At 56.2% G+C, this 22,541-nt stretch carries 20 protein-coding genes and 2 tRNA genes; 14 read left to right on the top strand and 8 right to left on the bottom strand.

Going from position 1 to position 22,541, the window contains the following annotated elements:
* Positions 1–2 precede the first annotated feature (2 nt).
* From GN111_RS32560 to GN111_RS32505, 12 genes are all read left to right on the top strand, one after another.
* Complete coding sequence (locus GN111_RS32560; RefSeq protein WP_155307734.1) at positions 3–644, top strand: succinate dehydrogenase cytochrome b subunit; 642 nt, start codon at positions 3–5, stop codon at positions 642–644.
* A 69-nt stretch (positions 645–713) separates the two neighbouring features.
* A complete protein-coding gene (locus GN111_RS32555; RefSeq protein ID WP_155307733.1) occupies positions 714–2,627 on the top strand; it encodes a fumarate reductase/succinate dehydrogenase flavoprotein subunit in 1,914 nt (637 codons plus the stop codon).
* Positions 2,624–3,388 carry a succinate dehydrogenase/fumarate reductase iron-sulfur subunit gene (locus GN111_RS32550; protein ID WP_155307732.1) on the top strand — a complete coding sequence of 255 codons (765 nt, stop codon included), beginning with the start codon at positions 2,624–2,626 and terminating at the stop codon, positions 3,386–3,388. Before GN111_RS32555 ends, GN111_RS32550 begins: the two co-directional genes overlap by 4 nt.
* Positions 3,389–3,753: 365 nt before the next feature.
* Positions 3,754–7,041, top strand: a complete 3,288-nt coding sequence (locus tag GN111_RS32545) for a hybrid sensor histidine kinase/response regulator (RefSeq protein ID WP_155307731.1) — start codon at positions 3,754–3,756, stop codon at positions 7,039–7,041.
* A 105-nt stretch (positions 7,042–7,146) separates the two neighbouring features.
* Positions 7,147–7,581: a chemotaxis protein CheW gene (locus GN111_RS32540; protein ID WP_155307730.1), complete on the top strand. Its 435-nt coding sequence runs from the start codon at positions 7,147–7,149 to the stop codon at positions 7,579–7,581.
* 91 nt (positions 7,582–7,672) lie between these two features.
* Entirely contained in the window at positions 7,673–8,794 is a 1,122-nt protein-coding gene (locus tag GN111_RS32535; RefSeq protein WP_155307729.1) for a protein-glutamate methylesterase/protein-glutamine glutaminase, read from the top strand.
* Between the two features lie 50 nt (positions 8,795–8,844).
* Complete coding sequence (locus tag GN111_RS32530) at positions 8,845–9,687, top strand: CheR family methyltransferase (protein WP_155307728.1); 843 nt, start codon at positions 8,845–8,847, stop codon at positions 9,685–9,687.
* A gap of 92 nt (positions 9,688–9,779) precedes the next feature.
* Positions 9,780–10,346, top strand: coding sequence for a response regulator (locus tag GN111_RS32525; protein ID WP_155307727.1), 567 nt, complete (start codon positions 9,780–9,782; stop codon positions 10,344–10,346).
* Between the two features lie 339 nt (positions 10,347–10,685).
* A complete protein-coding gene (locus GN111_RS32520; protein WP_170302568.1) occupies positions 10,686–11,816 on the top strand; it encodes a mechanosensitive ion channel family protein in 1,131 nt (376 codons plus the stop codon).
* A 66-nt stretch (positions 11,817–11,882) separates the two neighbouring features.
* Positions 11,883–12,563 carry a PTS sugar transporter subunit IIA gene (locus tag GN111_RS32515; RefSeq protein WP_155307725.1) on the top strand — a complete coding sequence of 227 codons (681 nt, stop codon included), beginning with the start codon at positions 11,883–11,885 and terminating at the stop codon, positions 12,561–12,563.
* 127 nt (positions 12,564–12,690) lie between these two features.
* The gene (locus GN111_RS32510) at positions 12,691–14,412 is read left to right on the top strand and encodes a chloride channel protein (RefSeq protein WP_155307724.1); all 1,722 of its coding nucleotides are present in this window, start codon (positions 12,691–12,693) and stop codon (positions 14,410–14,412) included.
* A gap of 54 nt (positions 14,413–14,466) precedes the next feature.
* On the top strand, positions 14,467–15,294 hold the full coding sequence (locus GN111_RS32505) for a universal stress protein (RefSeq protein WP_155307723.1): 828 nt from the start codon (positions 14,467–14,469) through the stop codon (positions 15,292–15,294).
* Between the two features lie 108 nt (positions 15,295–15,402).
* Here GN111_RS32505 and GN111_RS32500 read toward each other — a convergent pair whose 3' ends face one another.
* Positions 15,403–16,206, bottom strand: coding sequence for a CsgG/HfaB family protein (locus GN111_RS32500; RefSeq protein WP_170302567.1), 804 nt, complete (start codon positions 16,204–16,206; stop codon positions 15,403–15,405).
* Positions 16,207–16,435: 229 nt separating this feature from the next.
* Between GN111_RS32500 and GN111_RS32495 the strand changes: the two genes are divergently transcribed.
* Positions 16,436–16,714 (top strand): hypothetical protein, encoded by a 279-nt coding sequence (locus GN111_RS32495; protein ID WP_155307721.1) that lies wholly within the window; start codon positions 16,436–16,438, stop codon positions 16,712–16,714.
* 109 nt (positions 16,715–16,823) lie between these two features.
* On the opposite strand, the gene GN111_RS32490 is transcribed toward GN111_RS32495, so the two are convergent.
* From GN111_RS32490 to GN111_RS32465, 6 genes are all read right to left on the bottom strand, one after another.
* The gene (locus tag GN111_RS32490; RefSeq protein WP_155307720.1) at positions 16,824–17,219 is read right to left on the bottom strand and encodes a YkgJ family cysteine cluster protein; all 396 of its coding nucleotides are present in this window, start codon (positions 17,217–17,219) and stop codon (positions 16,824–16,826) included.
* On the bottom strand, positions 17,209–17,808 hold the full coding sequence (recR, locus tag GN111_RS32485) for a recombination mediator RecR (protein WP_155307719.1): 600 nt from the start codon (positions 17,806–17,808) through the stop codon (positions 17,209–17,211). Before recR ends, GN111_RS32490 begins: the two co-directional genes overlap by 11 nt.
* A complete protein-coding gene (locus GN111_RS32480) occupies positions 17,808–18,119 on the bottom strand; it encodes a YbaB/EbfC family nucleoid-associated protein (protein ID WP_155307718.1) in 312 nt (103 codons plus the stop codon). Before GN111_RS32480 ends, recR begins: the two co-directional genes overlap by 1 nt.
* A gap of 12 nt (positions 18,120–18,131) precedes the next feature.
* Positions 18,132–19,817 (bottom strand): DNA polymerase III subunit gamma/tau, encoded by a 1,686-nt coding sequence (gene dnaX / locus GN111_RS32475; RefSeq protein WP_155307717.1) that lies wholly within the window; start codon positions 19,815–19,817, stop codon positions 18,132–18,134.
* Between the two features lie 163 nt (positions 19,818–19,980).
* A tRNA-Ser gene (locus GN111_RS32470) sits at positions 19,981–20,074 on the bottom strand.
* A 96-nt stretch (positions 20,075–20,170) separates the two neighbouring features.
* Positions 20,171–20,263: transfer RNA gene (locus GN111_RS32465), tRNA-Ser, on the bottom strand.
* 202 nt (positions 20,264–20,465) lie between these two features.
* Here GN111_RS32465 and GN111_RS32460 point away from each other — a divergent pair.
* Positions 20,466–21,794, top strand: a complete 1,329-nt coding sequence (locus GN111_RS32460) for a DUF1015 domain-containing protein (protein WP_170302566.1) — start codon at positions 20,466–20,468, stop codon at positions 21,792–21,794.
* A gap of 6 nt (positions 21,795–21,800) precedes the next feature.
* Here GN111_RS32460 and GN111_RS32455 read toward each other — a convergent pair whose 3' ends face one another.
* Positions 21,801–22,535 (bottom strand): tRNA1(Val) (adenine(37)-N6)-methyltransferase, encoded by a 735-nt coding sequence (locus tag GN111_RS32455; RefSeq protein WP_155307715.1) that lies wholly within the window; start codon positions 22,533–22,535, stop codon positions 21,801–21,803.
* Positions 22,536–22,541: the final 6 nt, after the last annotated feature.

Genomic DNA, 22,541 nt, shown 5'->3' with positions numbered 1-22,541 from the left:
TGATGAACTGGATTACCGGAACATTGGGCTCATCCATCGGTAAAAAACTGATGATGGCCGTCACGGGGTTTAGTTTTTGCGGGTTCCTGGCGGCCCACCTGGCGGGGAATCTGACCATTTACGGCGGCAAAGACGCCTTCAACGGTTATGCCGAACATCTCCATGCGCTGGGACCGCTTTTAACCGTGGCCGAGTTGGGCCTGCTGACCCTTTTTCTGATTCATGTGATTACCGGCCTGATCCTTTTTCTGCAGAACCTCAAAGCCCGTCCGGTGCGCTACGCCGTCAACAAAACCGCCGGCGGCCGTACGCTGGGTTCCGCCACCATGCCTTACACCGGCGTCCTTATTCTGGCGTTTATCGTTTTCCATCTGCTGAATTTCCATTTCGTGGACAAGACGGACACCACCATTTTCAACATCGTTTCCGAGGCCTTTTCCAATACCGGGTGCGTGGTCATTTACATTCTGGCCATGGTGGTCGCCGCCATCCATGTCAGCCACGGGTTCTGGAGCGCATTCCAGACCGTTGGAGCCAATCATCCCAAATATATGCCCGCGATCCGGGCGGTCGGTATCGCCTTCGCGGTAGCCATCGGCATTGGATTCGGCTTTCTGCCCATATATATTTTCCTGCTGGCCTGATCCGGCTTCGGCCACAGTCCAATCATCCAACGGGGCGGCCCGCCCCAATTTGTCCAGAAAGGAAATACCATGGCACTCGACGCAAAAATTCCCGGTGGACCGATTGCTGAAAAATGGGATCGGCACCGGTTTGAACTGAAGCTGGTCAACCCGGCCAACAAACGTAAATTCGACGTCATCGTCGTGGGTACCGGTCTGGCCGGCGGATCGGCTTCGGCCACGTTGGCCGAACTGGGGTACAACGTCAAAACCTTCTGCATCCAGGACAGCCCCAGACGCGCCCACAGCATCGCCGCCCAGGGCGGGATCAACGCCGCCAAAAACTATCCCAACGACGGCGACAGCATCTGGCGGCTGTTTTACGATACGGTCAAAGGCGGCGATTTCAGGGCCAGGGAGGCCAACGTCTACCGCCTGGCCCAGGTGAGCAACGACATCATCGATCAATGTGTGGCCCAGGGCATTCCCTTCGCGCGAGACTACGGCGGCCTTCTGGCCAACCGCTCCTTCGGCGGCGCCCAGGTGTCGCGTACTTTCTATGCCCGGGGCCAGACCGGCCAACAGCTTCTGCTGGGCGCCTATAGCGCCATGATGCGCCAAGTGGCCAACGGCAAAGTGCAGATGTTTCCCCGCCGCGAAATGCTGGATGTGGTCCTGGTGGGCGGCCATGCCAAGGGCATCGTCGTCCGCAACCTGATTACGGGCGAAGTCGAGCGTCATGCCGCTGACGCCGTCGTGCTGTGCACCGGCGGATACGGCAATGTCTTTTTCCTCTCCACCAACGCCATGGCCTCCAACGTGACCGCGGCCTTCCGCGCCTATAAGAAAGGTGCTTTTTTCGCCAACCCCTGTTTTACCCAGATCCATCCCACCTGCATTCCGGTGCACGGCTCCTTCCAGAGCAAACTGACCCTGATGAGCGAAAGTCTGCGCAACGACGGCCGGGTGTGGGTGCCCAAAAATCCGGGCGACAAAAGGCCGCCCAGCCAGATCCCCGAGTCGGAGCGGGACTATTATCTGGAGCGCAAGTACCCCAGTTTCGGCAACCTGGTGCCCCGCGACGTGGCCTCACGCAATGCCAAGGAGCAGTGCGACCAGGGCAAGGGCGTCGGCGAAACCGGCCTGGCCGTTTACCTGGACTTCGAAGACGCCATCAAGCGCGACGGCAAAGACGTCATCGAGAAGAAATACGGCAACCTGTTCCAGATGTACGAAAAAATTACGGCCGACGATCCCTACCAGACCCCCATGATGATCTATCCGGCCATCCACTACACCATGGGAGGCCTGTGGGTGGACTACAACCTGATGAGCAGCGTGCCCGGGCTCTTCGTCCTTGGCGAAGCCAATTTTTCCGACCACGGCGCCAACCGCCTGGGCGCCAGCGCCCTCATGCAGGGGCTGGCCGACGGCTACTTCGTGCTGCCTTACACCATCGGCGGATACCTGGCCGGAACCGCCAAGGTGGATGTTACCACGAACCACAAGGCCTTTGACGAATCGGAAAAAGCCGTCACCGCCCGCATCGACAAACTGTTGGCCGTAGACGGCAAGCGCACTGTGGACGACTTTCACAAAACCCTGGGTCGCATCATGTGGGAATACTGCGGCATGGCCCGCAACAACGAAGGCCTGGAAATGGCCCGCGGCATGATCCAGGAACTGCGGGCCGAATTCTGGGAAAACGTCAAGGTCCCCGGAACGAAGGCCGATTTCAACCAGAGCCTGGAACGTGCCGGACGGGTGGCCGACTTCCTCGAATTCGGAGAGTTGATGATCGTTGATGCCCTGTCGCGCCAGGAGTCCTGCGGCGGCCATTTCAACGAGCGGTTCCAGACCGAAGAAAACGAGGCGCTTCGCGACGACGACAATTTCTGTCATGTTTCGGCATGGGAACACAAGGGGGACGGACAGGAACCGGCGCTTCACAAAGAGCCCCTGGTATTCGAGAACGTCAAACTTACGCAAAGGAGCTACAAGTGACAAAGACAATCAATTTGACACTGAAAGTGTGGCGCCAGGAGGGACCCAACGCCAAGGGACGGTTCGACACCTATCATGCCGAAAACATCACCACGGACATGTCCTTTCTGGAGATGCTGGATGTGGTCAACGAGCAGCTCACCATTGACGGCAAGGAGCCCATCGCCTTCGATCACGACTGCCGGGAAGGCATTTGCGGCATGTGCGGCTGTGTGGTGAACGGACGCGCCCACGGTTCCGAAAAGGGGACCACCTTGTGCCAGTTGCATATGCGCCATTTCGAAAACGGCGACACCATCGCCATCGAACCCTTCCGGGCCATGGCGTTCAAAGTGGTCAAAGATCTGGCCGTGGACCGCAGCGCCCTGGACAAAATCATCCAGGCCGGCGGCTACATCTCCGCCAATACCGGCGGTGCCCAGGACGCCAATGCCATCCTGGTTTCCCAGGAAGCGGCCGACCTGGCCATGGACGCGGCCCAGTGCATCGGCTGCGGGGCCTGCGTAGCCGCCTGCCCCAATGCCTCGGCCATGCTGTTTACCAGCGCCAAGATCTCCCAACTGGCGCTGCTGCCCCAGGGAAGGCCCGAGGCGGCCAAAAGAGCGTTGAACATGGTCCGCACAATGGATGCACTGGGATTCGGCAACTGCACCAACGAAAGGGAGTGCGAAGCCGAATGTCCCAAGGAAATATCCATCACCAACATCGCCCGGCTGAACCGGGAGTTCTTCAAAGCCGGGCTTTTCTCCAAGTCCGCCTGACCGGCACCTCTTTTCGATCATTACCCATCCATAAAAACACCCGGCAGGGGAACGATGCCATCGCACCTGCCGGGTGGCTTTTTTCGCTTCCCCGCGCCACGACAGTAACTGATTTTACGCCTTCCCAAGTGTTATGACATGCTCCCTTCGATTCCGTTCGAGCCCTCGGCGTTCGCTCCGATTCTCGTATATTCTAAATATTTAAAAACAGCTAAAGTTTTTCATGGGCGTGCGGATATAAGGTTCATAGAAGTTGACCAGCAGTTTTATTTTTTCGATACGACCGGTCACCTCCAGGGTGACGGTACCATTTAAAAGACCACTTTCTTTACGGATAGCAACATTTTCCCTAAAAGGAGCGCACCATGACCATTCAGGACGACGAAACTTTACAGATGTATCTTGAGGAGTCCATTGAACATCTGGCAGATATCGAAACCGATCTGTTGGGTATCGAAGAGGCCGGCGCCGATATCGACGAAGATCTCGTCAACAAGGTCTACCGGGCCGCGCACTCCATCAAAGGCGGGGCCGGGTTCATGGGATTGAACACCATCAAGGATCTCACCCATGAAATGGAAAACATTCTCGGCAAAATCAGAAGTCGGGATATGATTCCCACGCCTGAAATTATCAACATCCTACTCACGGCTTCGGACACCCTCAAAGAGTTGATGAAGGATGTGTTCACCAGCAACGACGTGGATATTTCCCAGCACATAGATAACCTGCAGGCCATCGCCGAAGGAAAAACACCGGCGGCAGCCGCCCCGCAAACGGAAGCCGCCGCTTCGCAACCGGAAGTAGCGCCCGCCCCGGAGCCGGAAGCAGAGGGTGAAACGGCTCCGACTTCGGAAGTATCGTTGAAAAGCGATTCGGAGCAGATCGCCATCGAGACCGCCGACGGCGCCATCTCTATCGCCGCCGAACGCCAGCAGGTCGAGGACCTGATGAATGAAGGGAAATTCGTTTATCTGGCACAGATCGATCTGATCGCCGACGTGGTCGACAAGGGCAAATCACCGGCGGTCACTTTAGAGGAGATGGAACAGACCGGGATCCTGGTTGGCTGCAGCCCCCCTGCCGACGAAGTTCGTACCATGGAGATCGAAAAGGGTCAGGCAGTCGATCCGCTCACGGTCCTTTTCGCCACCATCCTGAAACCCGAAGACATCAATGTTCTGTTCGAAATACCGGAGCATCAAATCTATCAAGTATTGCCGGACATGGGTTTGCAATGCCTGGGGTCGCCGCCGGCGGAACCGGCCCCGGCCGAACCGGAACCGGTCGAGGAGGTTACCGAACCGGCCCCTCCCGTTGCCGAACCGGCGGCTGCAGAACCCGTGGAGCCCCCGTCCGCAGTTGCACCGAAGCCGGCTGTTGCTGCAGCACCCAAGGAAAAGCCTCCTGCGGTGGAGAAAAAAACGCCGGCCAAAAAGCCTGAGACCGAGACCAGCCTGCGCGTTCATGTGAGCCTTTTGGACCAACTGATGACCCTGGCCGGTGAACTGGTCCTCAGCCGCAACCAGTTGCTCCAGTCCATGAGTTCGGAAGACCATCGCGGGTCGGAAATCGCCGGCCAGCGGATCGACCTGATCACCTCGGAACTTCAGGAGGCGATCATGCTCACCCGCATGCAGTCTATCGGCAACGTGTTCAATAAATTTCCGCGGGTGGTGCGGGATCTCTCCCTTTCTTTGAAGAAAAAAGTCGATTTGCACCTGGAAGGCAAGGATGTCGAACTGGACAAGACCATCATTGAAGCCATCGGCGATCCGTTGACCCATCTGGTGCGCAATGCCGTCGATCACGGCATCGAACTGCCCGATATCCGCCAGAGCGCCGGGAAGAATCCCGTCGGAAAGATATTTCTAAAAGCCTACCACGAGGCCGGCCAGGTCAATATTGAAATTACCGACGACGGCAAAGGCCTGGACGGTCAGGTCCTCACCCAGAAGGCCCTGGAAAAAGGTCTGATCAACGAAGATCAGGCCAAAGTCATGTCCGACAAGGAACGCACCAACCTCATCTTTCTACCCGGGTTTTCAACGGCGGAAAAGATCACCGACGTTTCCGGCCGCGGCGTGGGCATGGACGTTGTCAAGACCAACCTGGACAAGCTCGGCGGTATCATCGATATCGACTCGGAACTGGGCAAGGGATCGACGATCCGGATCAAACTCCCCCTGACGCTGGCCATTATCCCCTGCCAGATCGTCATGACCGGCAACGAGCGCTATGCCATTCCGCAAGTCAACCTGGAAGAGTTGCTGCGAATCCCGGCCGACCACGTGAAGGATCGCATCGAGCGCGTGGGCGATGCGGAAGTCGTTCGCCTCAGGGGCAACCTGCTGCCGCTGATCAAATTGTCCGAGGTAATCGGAACCGAATCCGTTTTTTTGGATCCGGAAACCGGGGAACGACGGCCGGACCGGCGCAAAACCCTTTCAGACCGGCGATCCAAGGAAAGCCCTCTTTCGGGTGGTGCGGGCACCGTCAAGGAGGTCCCGGCAGATGCGACCCATCGGTCGGAGGAACGCCGGTATCATGCCAACAGCGCTTTGAATATCGTGGTCGTATCCACCGGCGCCATGAAATATGGTTTGGTGGTCGATGAACTGCACGACTCGGAGGAAATCGTCGTCAAACCGCTGGGTCGGGATCTGAAACAATGCAAGGGATACGCCGGCGCCACAATTATGGGTGACGGCAGGGTGGCCCTGATCCTGGATGTAGCCAACCTGGCCCAGATGGCCGGCCTGACCTCGCTGGAAGGATCCGACCGGGCTTCGGAACTCGCCGAAGAAAGCCGGCGGGCGATCCTCGAACAGAAAGACCGTCAGTCCCTGCTGGTATTCCGCAGCGCCGAGGACGAGCAGTTCGCCGCGCCGCTGAACATGGTGGAGCGCATTGAGAAAATCAAAGCCACCGATATCGAAACGGTCGGCGGGAAACGGGTCATCCGTTATCGCGGCGGCAGCCTTCCGCTGTTCTCGGTCGACGAGGTAGCCATGGTTCAGCCCCTGGCCGACGTCGAAGACCTGCTGGTCATCGTATTCATCGTTGCCGGCCGCGAGACGGGCCTTTTGGCCATCGGACCGGTGGATGCCATCGAATTCTCTTTGGATGTGGACGGCCGGACCCTCAAACAATCCGGCATCATGGGCTCGGCCATCATCAATGATCACACCACCTTGATGGTGGACGTGTATGAAATCGTTCAAACGCTTCATCCGGATTGGTTCGAGGAGATGGAAGCCGCCACCGACAGCAGTGGCGGGACTGCCAAAATCCTGTTCGCCGAAGATTCCAACTTTTTTCGCAACCAGGTGAGAAGCTACATGGAAAACGAAGGTTACGAGGTGATCGAGGCCGAAGACGGTGCCATCGCCTGGGAGCTTTTACAGCAGCACGCGGACGAAATATCATTGGTCGTCACCGACATCGAGATGCCCAATATGAACGGATTCGAACTGACCCGGAACATTAAAACCTCCAACGCATACTCCCATCTTCCGGTCATTGCGCTGACCACGCTTGCCGGAGAGGAAGATATCGAAAAAGGCCGTCAGGTGGGGATCAACGACTATCAGATCAAACTGGATCGGGAAAAGTTGATCCGCAGTATCTACGGATTCCTCAGCCAAGTATAGTCGCTGGGTAAAAGACACTGCAACACCCGGATCGATAACGCGCTTCGGTCTGTCGCCTGATCGGCAGGCAAAAGCGATGACGGAAACACCGGAAGGGAAAAGAAAATGAGCAGCCAAACCGTTGAAATGGCCACGTTCTATGTTGGCAAAGCCCTTTGCGGCATGGATATTCTCAATGTCCAGGAAATCAACAAACTAATGGACATGACCACCGTTCCCCAGTCCCCGGACTATGTGATGGGAATCCTGAACCTGCGGGGCCAGATCGTTACCATCATCGACTTGGGGAAAAAACTCAATCTCGGCAGAACCGAATTGAGCGACATGAGCAGAAATATCATCGTCAACTCCAAAAATGAGTATATCGGTTTGCTGGTCAGCCGCATCAGCGATGTGGTGGAGGCCCAGTGGGACAAAGTGGAATCTCCGCCGGCCAATATCGGTGGCGTACAGGGCAAATTCTTCAAAGGGGTCTTCAAGACCAAGGAACGCCTGATCGGTATACTGGATGTGGAAAAAGTTCTCGAAAACGAGAAATGATCGGTTGGCAAACGTTTCTGACCTTTTGGCACTTGCGGGGACCCTATCCGCAACAACCCCTTTGGCTTTACAACAATAAACTGAGGGCAGCATGGCGATAAACTCTCCCAAACCGCTGCGGGTCCTGGTGGTCGATGACACGGTATTGTACCGCAAAATCGTCAGCGATGTGCTTGCCGAACTTCCCGATGTGGAGGTCGTGGGCAGCGCCCATAACGGGAAAGCGGCAATTGCCAAGCTGGCATCCTTAAAGCCGGACCTGCTTACCCTGGACATCGAGATGCCGGAAATGAACGGCCTCGAAGTCTTGGATCATATCCAACGGCACGCACCCCACATCGGGGCGATCATGCTCAGCACCCTGACCCAGGAGGGCGGGGCCATGACCATGAAAGCGCTGGAACTGGGGGCCTTTGATTTCATTCCGAAACCCCAGAGTGGCGGCATGGCGGAAAACCGCAAGAAGATCGAGGCGGCCATCGCACCCATGCTGCAGGCGTTTCACAGAAGCGTCCGCATCCCGGGCATACGCAAAGCCAAAGCCCCTTCGGCGAAAACAGGAGTGATGGCCAGGGATCGAAAACCCACGCTCGCGGCCCCGCGGCGATTGCCGGCAACATTGAAACGTTCCAAGGCTGAAATCGTCGCCATCGGCATCTCCACCGGCGGTCCCAAAGCGCTGGCCAGGATGCTGCCCATGATTCCCAAAAATATCGGTGTTCCCATTGTGATCGTTCAGCACATGCCCCCCATGTTCACCCGCTCACTGGCCAACAGCCTGGCCGCCAAATGTCAGATCGCCGTCAGGGAAGCCAAGCAGGGCGAACCCATTGAACCCAACACCGCCCTGATCGCTCCGGGCGGCAAACAGATGAAAATTGTCGCCGGGGCCGACGGCAAGACCCGCACGGTCAAGATCACCGACGATCCGCCGGAGAACAGCTGCAAACCCAGTGTGGACTATCTTTTCCGGTCGGTTGCCCACCACTATGTCGGCCGTGCCACCGGCGTTATCATGACAGGCATGGGATCGGACGGCACCGACGGGTTGAAATTGATGAAGCAAAACGGTGCCACGATCATTGCCCAGGACGAGGCTTCCTGCGTGGTTTTCGGCATGCCTAAAGAGGCCGCTGAAAGCGGCTTGGCCGATGCGGTGGTACCCTTGAACCAGATTGCCGAAACCATCGTCAAAACCGTTCGTATGGGTTAACATGCAAAGGCGGGGCAAGCCGCCATTTGTTAGATGCGCCAGGTAAAAATATGGTTAAAATCAAACCGGAAGAAATCAAGGTTCTCTCCAATTACATATACAACGTATCCGGCATCAGCATCGATGCATCCAAAGCCTATCTGTTAGAGACCCGGTTCGGGAAACTGCTCGACGAGGAGGGTTGCAAGTCTTACAGCGAGTTTTACCACAAGGCCAAGGCCGACACACGCAAGGTATTGGAAAAAAGGATCATCAATGCCATCACCACCAACGAAACACTGTTTTTCAGGGATACCGGTCCCTTTGAATTGCTCAAACACAAAATTTTGCCCGACATCATCGACGCAAGAACCGCCAAGGCGAACCGACCGGGAGGCGCAAACCTGAAAATCTGGAGCAGCGCCTGTTCCACCGGTCAGGAAATCTACAGCATCGCCATCATCATCAAGGAACTTTTAGGCAATAACAGCAACCATAGAATATCGTTGATGGGAACGGACCTTTCCGACGCCGCCGTAACCCAAGCCAGCAACGGTACCTACAACAAATTCGAAATCGAGCGGGGGCTTCCACGGGAAAAACTGCAACGCTACTTCACTCTGGCCGGAGGGAATTGGAAGATCAAGGACGAAATCCGTGCCATGGCTTCTTTCCGACGCATGAATCTGATGGAACCGTTCGTAGGGTTGGGTAAATTCGACATCATTTTCTGTCGGAATGTGGCGATCTATTTTACCCTCCAGGATCGAAAAAAGCTGTTTAACAAGATTGCCGATGTGCTGGAACCGGACGGTTACCTGCTCATCGGTTCAACCGAATCGCTGACCGGCGTCTGTCCGCGATTCGTTCCCAAAAGACACCTGCGTTCGGTCTATTATCAGCTAACTGGATAACCGGCCGAAAAGGATGAATTCGCAAAAACCGCATACCATTTGTGCAGAATCCGGCTCCATGGCCGGTATGGCCTCATCTGGGAGAATGAAAAATGTCAAATCTTGCAATTCTAGTGGTTGATGACGATCCGGTCACCCGGGCACTGCTAACCAAGCGCCTGATCGGCGCGGAACATACCGTGGACACTGCCGAAGATGGAGTGATCGCTATTGAGAAAATCGGCAGCCAGTTCTACGACGTCATCCTCACCGACCTGATCATGCCGGGTGGCGTGGACGGGATCGGCGTGCTGGAAGAAGCCAAGCGGGTCAACCTCAAAACGGAAGTCATTCTTATCACGGCGCATGCCTCGGTGGACAATGCCATCGAGGCCATGAAGAAAGGAGCCGTGGACTATCTCCAAAAACCCATCAATTTCGACGAACTGTTTCTGCGCCTGGAAAAAATCCTCAATCTTAAAATGCTCGTCAAGAATGCCAGCGACCTCAGGGAGGCCATGGACGTCACCGAAAAAACGTCCGGTGAAACCATACAGGACCTTGAGATCATGCTGGCCGAGATGAACACCCGCCTGGAAGCCATAAAGGCAGCGCTGCTGCAGGAAGATACGCCTTTGGAAACACGCGTTCAAATGGCGCTGGAACGTCTGGAAGGATAGAATTATTTCGATGCCGTCCTGCGGTTCCCGGTATTCGGAGGGCGACATCGCCAAAGAAGTCAATTGCCGTTTGTGGCGGCCCCGGAAAATTACAATTTCAGGTACCGCCCATCGGAACAGGACTGTCTTCGTCATCTCCCGTCACGCAGACGACGACTTGCCACCAGAGTAAAGATCCGCATGGATCGTCCCCTCCGATTGCTAATCCATACCAGATAGCGCCTTTTTCCACTGCCGAGAAAGTCTGCGGACCGGGTATTTTCCATTAACAACCGCATTGAAAAATGGTAGAGACATTGCATTATCGGACATATGGGCGCTAACTTCCAAAGGCAATTCATGGAAACCACGATTCAATATATCGATCGGCTCGTCGCACTTTTCGGAACGAAAGATTCCCTTGCCAACAACCTGGCCAAGGCCGTGGCGGTGCTTTTCGCCGCTTTTTTGCTATGGCTGGTTGTCAAACGAATCCTGACGGCCCTTGAAAACAGGTCCTTCACATTCAGATTCCTTCGGGTACGCAAGGAACTGTTTGCCGTTTTTCGCAAAATGGCCGGTCTGGTGCTGATCTGGCTGGTCGGGCTAATATGGATCCGCCTGCTGCAGGTCACGGCGATCGAAAACATCCTGCATGCCGTTTTTATCCTTTTTGTTGCCGGTCCCATCAGAACCATCCTCATCGTCCTTCTGGAGGTTCTGGAACGAAACCTGGCCGAACGCACGGAAACCAATCTGGACAATATCGTCATCGACCTGCTCAACAAGTTCTCCGGTGCCATCGTCTATGCAACGGCGGCCGTCATCGCCTTAGACGTGCTGGGCGTCAACGTGATGCCTTTCATTGCCGGTGCCGGCGTATTGGGCGTCGCCGTGGGTTTCGCCGCCAAAGACACCCTTTCCAACCTGATTGCCGGAATTCTTTTGATCATCGACCGGCCTTTCGAAATCGGTGATCGCATCGAAGTATGGAGCGTGCCGACCGGCAACGCCTCATGGGGTGATGTCATCGAAATCGGCCTGCGGGCCACACGCATTAAAACGACGGACAATATCGTGGTGATCATTCCCAACAATGAAATCATGACCCGCGACATTGTCAACTACACAAGCATATCCACGTCCATTCGGGTGCGCATCAATATCGGAATCGCCTACGATGCCGATCTGCCCAAAGCCAAAAACCTGATTGTCGAAGCCGCACGGTCCGCCGACTGGATTCTTACGAACCCGGCCCCCAAAGTCGTAGTGCGTAATTTCGGAGAGTCATCGGTCGATCTTCAGGCAAGGGTGTGGATCAAAGACGCCCGCCGTCGAATGGACACCATCGACTACATTACCGACACGGTAAAAACCCTCTTTGATAAAAACGGCATCGAAATCCCCTTTCCCAAACGGGACATCACCATTGCCGACCGCCCCGCCAAGACCGACCCTGACCTCAAAAAAATGGCCGCGTCGCTTGATTAATACAAATCATCGTCGTATGATTTATGTTTTTGAAATTTTGGGCAACGCTTGAACTGGAATACAGGCATGAAACGATCCCTGAAAACGGTGGCCGACGCGCTCGATCTTCCCCTGACGACGGTGGAACGATGGATCCGCCAGGGCAGGATTCCCATCCAACGAGACGGCAGCGAAGCGGTATTTTCACCTGCGGCACTGGAGCGATGGGCATCTACCCATCATTTGTCCTTTTCTTTGGGCGGTGACCAGACCGATAACGACACACCAGAAGCCTTGGGAAGCCTGGTTTCGGCAATGCAGCGGGGAAAAGTCTGCTGCGGGATTGCCGGCGCGGACGCCGCTGCGGTCCTGCATGCGGTCGTCGCCTGCATAGACTTTCTTCCGGAAGAAGTGCGGGAGGAACTTTATGAAAAACTGATGGAGCGCGAACGTCTGGCGTCCACCGGCATCGGCAACGGCATTGCTATACCGCACCCTCGGGAACCTCTTTCCAGACCGCCCGATTCATCGGTCATCACCACCTGTTTTACAGAAAATCCGGTTCAATACGGTGCCATCGACGATCGACCGGTATCGATCCTGTTTTTGCTGATCAGTCCCACGGTCAAACACCACCTGCACCTGCTTTCAAGGCTATCCTATTGTATCCGGGATGGGGCTTTTGTCGATTTTTTGCAGACACAGCCGGATGCCGGGACGCTCCACTCGCGGGTTGCCGAGTTCGAAAAACGTCTGGACGACCTCTGACGGTCACAAATGCACCGGACCGGAGCCTGGCGTGGCTTTTATCGACCCATAGGCAAAAATGTTCCCCCCGAAAGGCCATCGCCATCCATGAAGCTGCTGGACACCGGCGTCACCGGAGAAGACAAGCTTGTTAGAAAAATTGAAATATCCGGGCAATTGGTCCCTGTTCCGATCGGACGACCGCCTGCTGCTCATCGTCTTTGCCATCATCGTCGGCATCTGCAGTGGATTGGCCGCCCTTTTACTCAACCGCGGTCTGGAGACCATGCTGGAATGGCTGCACCATTATCGGGTATTCTGGTGGGCCATATTTCTGCCAGCCGCCGGGGCGGCCCTCTCCTCGCTGTTTCTCGAAAAGATCGTCAACGAGGGCGCCGGCCACGGGGTTCCGGAAGTGATTTACGCCGTTTCCCGCTACGGCGGACTGCTGCGCCTGCGCTCCAGTTTCTCCAGGCTGATTTCCAGTTGTCTGACCATCGGCAGCGGCGGTTCCGCCGGCCCTGAAGCCCCTGTGGTGATGAGCGGAGCCGCCATCGGGTCCAACATTGCCCAGGCCTTCTCGCTCAACGACCGTCAGCGGGTCGCACTGGTTGGGTGCGGCGCGGCCGGTGCCATCGCCGCCATCTTCAACGCCCCCATATCCGGCATGGTGTTCGCCATCGAGGTCGTCCTCGGCGAATGGAGCACCATGAACATCATTCCCATCGCCATCGCCGCCGTAGCCGGCACCGAGGTCAGCCGGCTGCTCAAAGGCAACCAGATCGTCTTCGACCACCGGGACTTCCCGATTCATTTCCACGATATCCTGGCCTGCGTGGGACTGGCCGTCTTTTGTGCCCTGGCTTCCATCCTGCTGACCCGGGCCATGCAATGGATGCATCGGCTATCGCATCGTGTCCATGTCCCATTGTGGCTCCGCGCAGCAATCGGCGGCACCATGGTCGGCGTTCTCGGCTATTTTCTGCCCTATGTCCTGGGCGAAGGATACCATGCCATCCGCACGGCCATCGAAGGGGGATTTCCTGCGGGACTCATGCTGGTAACCGGAATCGCCCTGGTCAAAATTCTGGCTACGACACTGACACTGGGATGGGGCGGCTCCGGAGGGATTTTCGCTCCCTGCCTGGTGATCGGTGCATTTGTGGGGCTGAGTTACCACCGCTTCATAGCCGCGCTCTGGCCTTTCGTACAATGGGTCAACGAAGGCTGTTTTGCCCTGTTGGGCATGGCCGGTCTCATCAGTGGCATCCTGCAGGCACCGCTGACGGGGATCTTTCTGGTGATCGAAATCACTGGCGGTTACGAAGTCATCCTTCCCCTGATCGTGGTTTCGGCCATTTCCACCACCCTTTGCCACTATTTCGAACCGGCGTCCTTTTACCTCAGGGACCTTGTAGAACGGGGGCAATTGCTGCGCCCCGGCACCGATGCGCGGGTGTTGACCGACCTGAGCATTCAGGAACTGCTCGAAACCGACTACATGCGCGTGCATCCCGATATGCGCCTAGCCGATTTCGTCGATGTCGTCAAATCCTCCCATCGCGACCACTTTCCCGTAGAAGACCGGCAAAGCGGGCATTTTCTGGGCATGATTTGTCTGGATGACATCCGCCCCTATCTTTTCGACACGGCCATGCACCATGCGGTACTGACCGGTCAGTTGATGAACACCACTGTCAACTCGGTATCCCTGCACGACGATTTGTCGGAGGTGTTGCGGAAAATGGATCAGGCCCGTATTTTCAGCATGCCGGTGGTCGCGGACAACCATTTCCTGGGAATGATTTCCAAAGCGACCCTGCTGGACCAGTACAGGAAAGAGCTGATGGTGCAAACCGGTCGATTGTAATACAACCTCCGTCGGCATAGCAAAGCAAACGAGAGCCAATAAGGAGTGACGCGCATGGCCCAAAAACTCTTCCACATTTTCAGAAACACCCCGCTGGGCAGAGAGACCCTGCTTCAGTCTATCTATTTTTGCCGGCAAATGGGTGTGGCGCCGAAAGTCTACATCCCCGAATCAACAAAATTTTTGATGTATTTCGAAAACGACGTGGTCCAGGTGGACCTGGATGCTTCGTATCTAAACGATCCGGACACAGCCGTCCTCCACGCGGAAGAACTGCTCAAGGAAGCCCGCATCGAACCGGACTTTTTCCGGCCCAAAAACTACACCGCCTCCACCTTGCCGGACGTCCCCACCAACTTCGAATTCATGTGCTGTCCGCGTAGCGTCAGCGACCTTTCTTCAAAAATCGGCCTGGGGTACATTGGTCCGCGGGTGCGCCGCATTATTCAGGCGGCCCGTTTTCCGGTGCTGATCACCAGCCCGGTATTCAAACCCTGGAACCGCATCTCCGTGTTTTTCGGCGGGTCGGCCAATGCCGTCAATGCCCTGCGCCTGGGCATCCGGATCGCCAAAATAACCGGTATGGCACTTCAGGTATACACCCAGGCAGGCAAGAAGAAAGAAGAAACCTACCGTGCTATCGTTCGCGAAAATGGACTGGAAGAAACGCTGAACAGCGTGCTGGACCGGTGGCGCTTTTTCCACAAAGGACGCCTGGAAAACAACCTGTACGAAGTGCCCCATGACACCCTGGTCGTTATGGGTGCTTACGGCCACGGCGTCATCAGAGATATCATGTTCGGCAGCACGATGGAAAAAATACAGTCCACCATCTCCAACAATCTGCTCATCGCCGGGCCAAAATACACCGTCGTCGGTTGAAGGTGACTGTTTCTCGGATCACAAACAACAAACCTCCCGCGGCCGGAACAGCCGTCGGGAGGTTTGTTGTTTGTGATCGGAAAGCGGGGTCGGTGCTTCCCGGATTTTTTAATACTTCATATATTCCTGGGGGGTATTTTCGGCGATAAATTTGGTCGCATTGTACAGGCAGGTCCGAATGGCTTTTTCCATGGGGGTCTTGGCATACCCGCCCAATCCGCCGCCCATTCCGCCGCTGCCGCCGAAACCGGCCAGCGCGCCGCCGAGGCTTATGTCCTTGGCCACACCTTCAACCCGGGTAGCCGCCAGGACTTCCGAGGTATGGGTATCGACAATGCGAATATCCATGGCCATGGACGACTTTTTGTAGCCTCCGCTGACCGCGCCGAACAGTGCCGAGGCGTTGCCCAGCAAGCCGCCGCCACCAATGCCGCCGCCGCCTCCCGATGTGCCCGGCTCCCATCCGGTAATGGCGCCCATCACCAGAAGATCGGCACCTTTGATGCCGCCTTTCTTTATTCCAGTACTATCGGTATACCCCGAACTGCCGAGGGCCATTTCACCTTTCAGGGAGTCTATGTTCTGACGTTCCAGCACCCGGTAGCGTTTGCTCTGAACCATGGCCGTGGTCAACATGTCACGCAGTCCCGTGGTATACCCTGAGCTTTCCGATGAAGAGATCGTCATGGTCTGGCCGCCGAATCCGATTTTTGTGGTTTTACTGCTCTCATCGACCTTCCATTCGAAATCGGCGACAGCCACCCGGGCCTTGGGTCCACTGTATGGGGGCAGGCCCATCTCCTCACCCGTGTCGGTTTTTGCCTCGGGTTTGACCATGCTCTCCATGCAACCGCTGAACGAAAACAGAACCAGAAGGGAAAGCAAAATTCTCAACATCGCTTTCTTGTTCATCGCATCGCCTCCATTGATAAATCCAACTGTTTGTTTTGCCGACAAAAAATAATAGCCAAAGATCACTAATATTTTGTTACACAATTCTACCGGACTGTCAAGCCGGTGATGGAGTAAAGGCTTGCATATCGGCACCGACTGTGCTCCACTGTTCATCGGGACCGGAGGCCGGCCCCTCCGGGGAAAGAGAAATATTCTATCATCACCCACCGCTAACCAGGAGCACCCCATGAATTACGATTCGGCAAAACCGGCCATGAGCCAAAAAATATTTTCAATGAATCTTGAAGTGGAGACGGTTTCCCTCTACCTGCTGTGCTGCGCCGTAGTGGATACCGGCACCGCCATCACCCGTGCCACGTTGAAGGAGAAATGGAACGGCACGCAAGAGGAATTGAACCGCCAGATCGATCGACTCGAAGAGATGAATATCCTGGACCGGAAAGGCCGGAGCGGCAATGGAGAATCGGTCTTCGTGGTGTTGGATGAGAAAAAGTGGCGCGGATAGACGCAACGTGTCGAAGCCCCGGCCTTGTGGAAATGCCGGCTTCATGGAAATGAATGGATCGTTCGTCCGGTAATGGAAATCGCCGGTCGGGAAGATTGCGATGCGCCATTCAGGTTTGCAGCGACCGTTTCACACATTCGGTGATTTTACGATCCGGAACGTCGGTATTCATTCCGGGACAGGACGCCGCCATAGCGTGCCAGTTGGCCACATCCACCAGAACGCCGGGGATGAAGGGCCACTGCCGACACATTCGGGGCTTGACCGGGTGGATGGTGCAGACCTTGTCCCAGAAAATGCAGTAGCCGTTGTCGCCCTGGGCGATCACCCTTCGCTGCCCGGACTTGCAGGTATAATCCGCCTTCAGGCGCTGGGTTGAAACGCCAATGTACCGGGCGATCGCGACAATGTCCGCCTCGGTCAGGTAGGTGCCGCCAAAACCTTTGCAGCAATCGCCGCACAGGGTGCAGGAAAACAGCTCCGCACACCGATCTTCAGATCCCATGTCGACTCTCCATGGCCCGCTTCAATGTAACCTGATCCACATATTTCAAATCACCGCCCATGGGCACCCCTGAAGCGATGCGGCTGACCTTGACACCTAATGGCGACAGGATCCCGGCGATGTAGGCCGCCGTGGACTCCCCTTCAACGTTGGTGCCGGTGGCCAGGATAATCTCGCTCACCCCTTCTTTTTGTACCCGGTGGGTCAGTTCCGTGATTCGGATATCCTCGGGCCCGACCCCGTCCATGGGGGACAGGCAGCCCCCCAAAATATGATAGCGCCCGTTGAAGGCGCCCGATTTTTCGATGGATGCCATGTCCGCCGGCTGTTCCACCACACAGACCAGGCCGTTGTCGCGGGAAGGGTCGCGGCAAATCCGGCACAGGTCGTCGTCACTCAGGGAAAAACAGCAAGAGCAGAGCCGCAGCCGTTTTTTCAGATCCACGATGCTTCTGGCAAGCTGGTTGGCCTCCTCGACCGGCTGCTGGAGAATGTGCATGGCCAAGCGTTCGGCGGTTTTCTGACCGATCCCCGGCAGGCGCGCCAGGGTTCGGATCAGATTCCTGATTGAACCGGGATAATAGTCCATTACATCAAACCGGGGATCTTCATGCCTCCGGTGAGTTTGCCCATCTCGCCGGAAACCATCTCCTGGGATTTGGTCAGGGCATCGTTTACCGCGGCCAAGACCAGGTCCTGAAGCATCTCGACGTCATCGGGATCGACCACTTCCTTTTCGATTTTAATGGATACGATCTGCTGGGCGCCGTTGGCCACCACAGTGATCATGCCGCCCCCGGCCGTTGTCTCGACGGTGCGGGTGGCCAGTTCTTCCTGCATGCGCATCATCTTGGATTGAAGCTTCTGGGCCTGCTTCATCATGTTTCCCATACCCTTCATCGATCATACCTCCTATCCGATTTTAATCTCTTCGATTTTCCCGTTGAAAATTTCCACGGCATCGGCCACCAACGGATGGTTGAGCAGCGTTTGCCGAATTTCATCGGCCTTTTGTTTTTCCGCAACGTTGTTTTTCTCATCGGCCGCATTGTCCGATAAATCGATATGGACCTTGCGCCCGGTCTGTTCGCGACATACGGACTCGACCATGGCCAGATTTTTCTTCACCAGGTTGGCCGTATACCCGTTTTCGTGCAGGACTACCGTAAACTCCTGGTCGGACACATCGCCAAGCTGCGCCCGGCCAAGCGCCGCTGCAATGGAGGGCTTGCTTTCCCCGATCACGGCAACGGCGCGATGCCAGAGTTCCTGAACATCTTTGGAGCCCCCCGGATCGGCCGCGGCACCACTTTTTTCAGGCGCATAAGATAGCGGCTTTTCCACTGCCGGCAAATCCGTTTTTGCCGAAGGGCCGGGCAACGCTACCTTTGCCGCCGCATCGGCCTGGCCGTAAGCGGATTGGGATTCGACAATTCCCGACGCGGCGACGGCAGGCGCCTGCTTCAAAAGATCGTCCAGACGTTCGATCAGCAGGTCGATGGGCAGCGCCGGCTGGATCTGGTGAATCTTGAAAAACGCGGTTTCCAAGGCCAGCCTGGGCGAGGTGGCATAACGGATGCCGGCTTCGGCGTTGAACAATATCGTAAAAACCTGATCGATAAAAACAGTGGAAACCGCTTTGACCTGACGGGCCAGAGTTTCGATTTCTCCGGCAGCCAGATCGTCCAGCAATTCCGGTCGGGCACCCATTTTAATCAACATTAAATGGCGAAAATGGGCCAGCAGATCGGCATAAAAACGCTTCAAATCCTGGCCACTCTTATAAACCGTATCGATGGCGCCCAGCACCCGGGAAATATCCCGGGCAAACACCGCGTCGGAAAGATCGAACAGTACCTGACGGTCCATGCTGCCCAGAAGGCGCATGACATACCCTTCGTCCATACGGCTTTCGCCACAGGCCAGGATCTGATCCAGAAGGCTCAGGGCGTCTCGCATGCTGCCGCCGGATTCCCGGGCGACGACCCACAGGTTGTCCGCTGCAACGGATACCGATTCCTGTCGACAGATCGTTTCCAGGTGGTCGACCACCGCATCGAGATCGATTCGCTTCAGATCGTGCCGCTGGCAGCGGGACAGGATGGTAACTGGGATTTTATGGGCTTCCGTCGTGGCAAAGAAAAACAGGACATGTTCCGGCGGTTCTTCCAGAGTCTTGAGCAGGGCGTTGAAAGCAGCGATGCTCAACATGTGAACTTCGTCGATAATGTAGATCTTGTATCGGCTGTGGGCCGGCATGTAGCGGCTGTTCTCCCGCAGTTCCCGAATCTGGTCGACGCTGTTGTTGGAGGCGCCGTCGATTTCGAATACGTCCACACCGCGTCCGGCGGTGATGTCGCTGCAGGATCGGCAGACGTTGCAGGGCGTTGCGGTGGCGCCGGATTCGCAGTTCATGGCCTTGGCCAGGATGCGGGCGATGGTGGTTTTACCGGTTCCCCGCGGTCCGGAGAAAAGCATGGCGTGGGCTACGCGCCCCTTCTCGATGGCGTTTTTCAGTGTCCGGGTGACATGCGCCTGACCGACCACTTCGTCGAATGTCTGGGGCCTGTATTTGCGCGCTAATACCAGATAAGCCATTGGACGTCACTTCCTTTGAGTGCCGATTTGCTGCACCAGTGTATCCCAAGCGCCGCCGGCTGGCAACCCGCAGATTCCCGGGTTCTGTCCGTCAGGGATCAGGAAAAGCGGTCTGGATAAACACATCTGTGGGAAATGGGGCGGGAACCGCCGAAAGCGGTGATGGCGGAGAGAGAGGGATTCGAACCCTCGGTGCCGCTATAAACGACACACACGATTTCCAGTCGTGCTCCTTCAGCCAACTCGGACATCTCTCCGCATAAGGCAACCACAACAACCAAGCGGTGCCGGACGCAACCGAAAATCGGGGATGCACACCGTCTCCCCTCCCGGCCTGTGAAATAAACCGGTAATGGCGGAGAGGGTGGGATTCGAACCCACGATCCCGCTTTTGGCAGGATACCGCTTTTCGAGAGCGGGGCCTTCAGCCACTCGGCCACCTCTCCTTTGCCACGCAGGCACCAGTATAAAAAAGTGATCGATATCCTTTTTTCAATCGGTTTGTCAAGCCTCAAAATTTCGGCATCATAGAGGCATCCATCTCACCCGATGGATAGTCCGGTTTTGGTCTTGAACTCACAGGGGCAACTGGTGTATTTGACCCAATTCGGTAATTCAACCAACCAGATAGAAAGGAACCTTAAGTCCATGGCCACCGTAACGCCTTTCAAAGGGATCCGCTACAACCCGGATATCATCGGCAACAGCGCGGACGTCGCTACGCCGCCCTATGATGTGATTTCGCCTGAAGAACAGGCGGCATTTTATAACCGGCACCCCAACAACGTGATCCGCCTGATCCTGAACCCGGGCAAAGCGACCGATACGGCCACGGACAACCCTCACACCCGTTCGGCAGCCTGTTTCCACGAATGGATGCAGCAAGGCATTCTTAAAAAGGAAGCGCAGCCGGCCCTGTATCTCAAGGCCATCGGCTATCCGCATAAAGGCGAAACCTTTACGCGCTATGGGCTGATCGCTCAGGTGGGCCTCGAACCCTTCGAAAAACGCATTATCCTGCCCCACGAAAAAACCTTCTCCAAAGTCCGATCCGAAAGGCTCGAGTTGATGAAAGCCACCCATTGCAACTATTGTCCGATCTTCTCGTTGTACCCGGACGAAAGCGGCATTCTGGACACCCTCATCGAGGCCGTTGGCCAGAGCGCCCCTTGCATCGACTTCATTGACGACGACAACCATCGGCATCGATTGTGGCAAATTCTCGATCCGGCCGTCCACCGGCAGGTTACCGAGTCCATGCAGGATAAACGGCTGTTTATCGCCGACGGCCACCACCGCTATGAAACCGCCCTGGAGTTCAGGGACTATCTCAAGGCGTCCGATGCTTCATTCGACGCCGACCATCCGGCCAACCATGTTCTCATGTACCTGTCCAGCATGAGCGATCCGGGGTTGATTATTCTGCCCGCCCACCGGTTGATCAAAGCCGTCGGGCCGGAGGATCTACAACAGGCTATCGGCAAGACCCGAACCTATTTCGACGTCGCCGAATTTCCTTTCACTCCCGAAAATCGCCCGGCCGTCGAACGAAAGTTCCTTGAGGCATTAGGCAGCGATAAAGAGCGACAGTGCATCGGCATTTACGGCCATAAAACGCCGGTCTTTCATCTGCTGAAGCTCAAAGCCGGCGTCATGGAAGAACTTTTTGGAAAGGAACTGGATGCGGCCCTGCGATCACTGGACGTGACGGTGCTCACCCGGCTGGTGTTCATGAAGATTCTCGGATTCGACCAGCAGCGTCTGGACGACGCCACCCTCATCGGATATTCCAGCGAGGCGGGCAAGGCACTGCAATCCATTGACAGCGGCGCTTACGATGTCGCTTTCATCCTCAATCCCACCCGCATCGAACAGGTCCAGGAAGTGGCCCGCAAAGGCCTGGTCATGCCGCGCAAATCGACCTATTTTTATCCCAAGGTAAAATCAGGGCTGGTCCTGCGCACCCTCGGGAACTAGAGCCACCTAACTTTCCCTTACCTCGGAGAACATGGCCAGGGCTGCCCGAGTGTAGGTCCCGTCCTCATGGTACAGGTAAAGGGGCGGATCAACCATCAATTCCGGGCCGCCGCCTTTGATGGCGGTCACCGCAACCAGCCGGGCCGGAGAACCGGGAGTGGAATGGATCATCGTCAGGCGCTTGGGCTCCAAGCCGCCTTGCCGCAAAGCAGCCAAAAGGTCCACGGTGCGCACGGCAGGGTAAATCACGCAAAACCGCCCGGCGAGGTTCAGCACGTTTCGGGCGGTGGCGAGTACGGTTTTGAGATCGACCTTGATTTCGTGCCGGGCAATGGCTTTCTGGCTGTGGAGATTGATTCTACCGGAATTTAATTTGCGATAGGGAGGATTGCTCACCACCAGATCGACCGGCCCGCCGATATCCGCCAGTACGAGGCGGTCCATATCCTTCTCTATAATCCGGACCCGCTCGGTCATGCCGTTGGCAGCCACATTTTCCCGCGCCACCGCCGCCAGGGAGGGCTGGATTTCCACCCCAATCACACGAAGCCCCGGGTTCCGATAAGCCATCATGATGGGAACGACGCCGCATCCGGTTCCCAGGTCCAAGACGGTTCCCCCGGTCGACGATTCGGCCAGATGGGCGAGGATCACGGCATCGATGGAAAATCGGTACCCGGATCGGGGTTGCTTCAGGACAATGTTGCCATTGAAAAAATGGTCGCGGGTCAACGGTTCCATATAATC

The organism is Desulfosarcina widdelii, from assembly GCF_009688965.1.
GTDB lineage: Bacteria > Desulfobacterota > Desulfobacteria > Desulfobacterales > Desulfosarcinaceae > Desulfosarcina > Desulfosarcina widdelii.
This window is presented reverse-complemented; position numbering and strand designations above follow the sequence as displayed.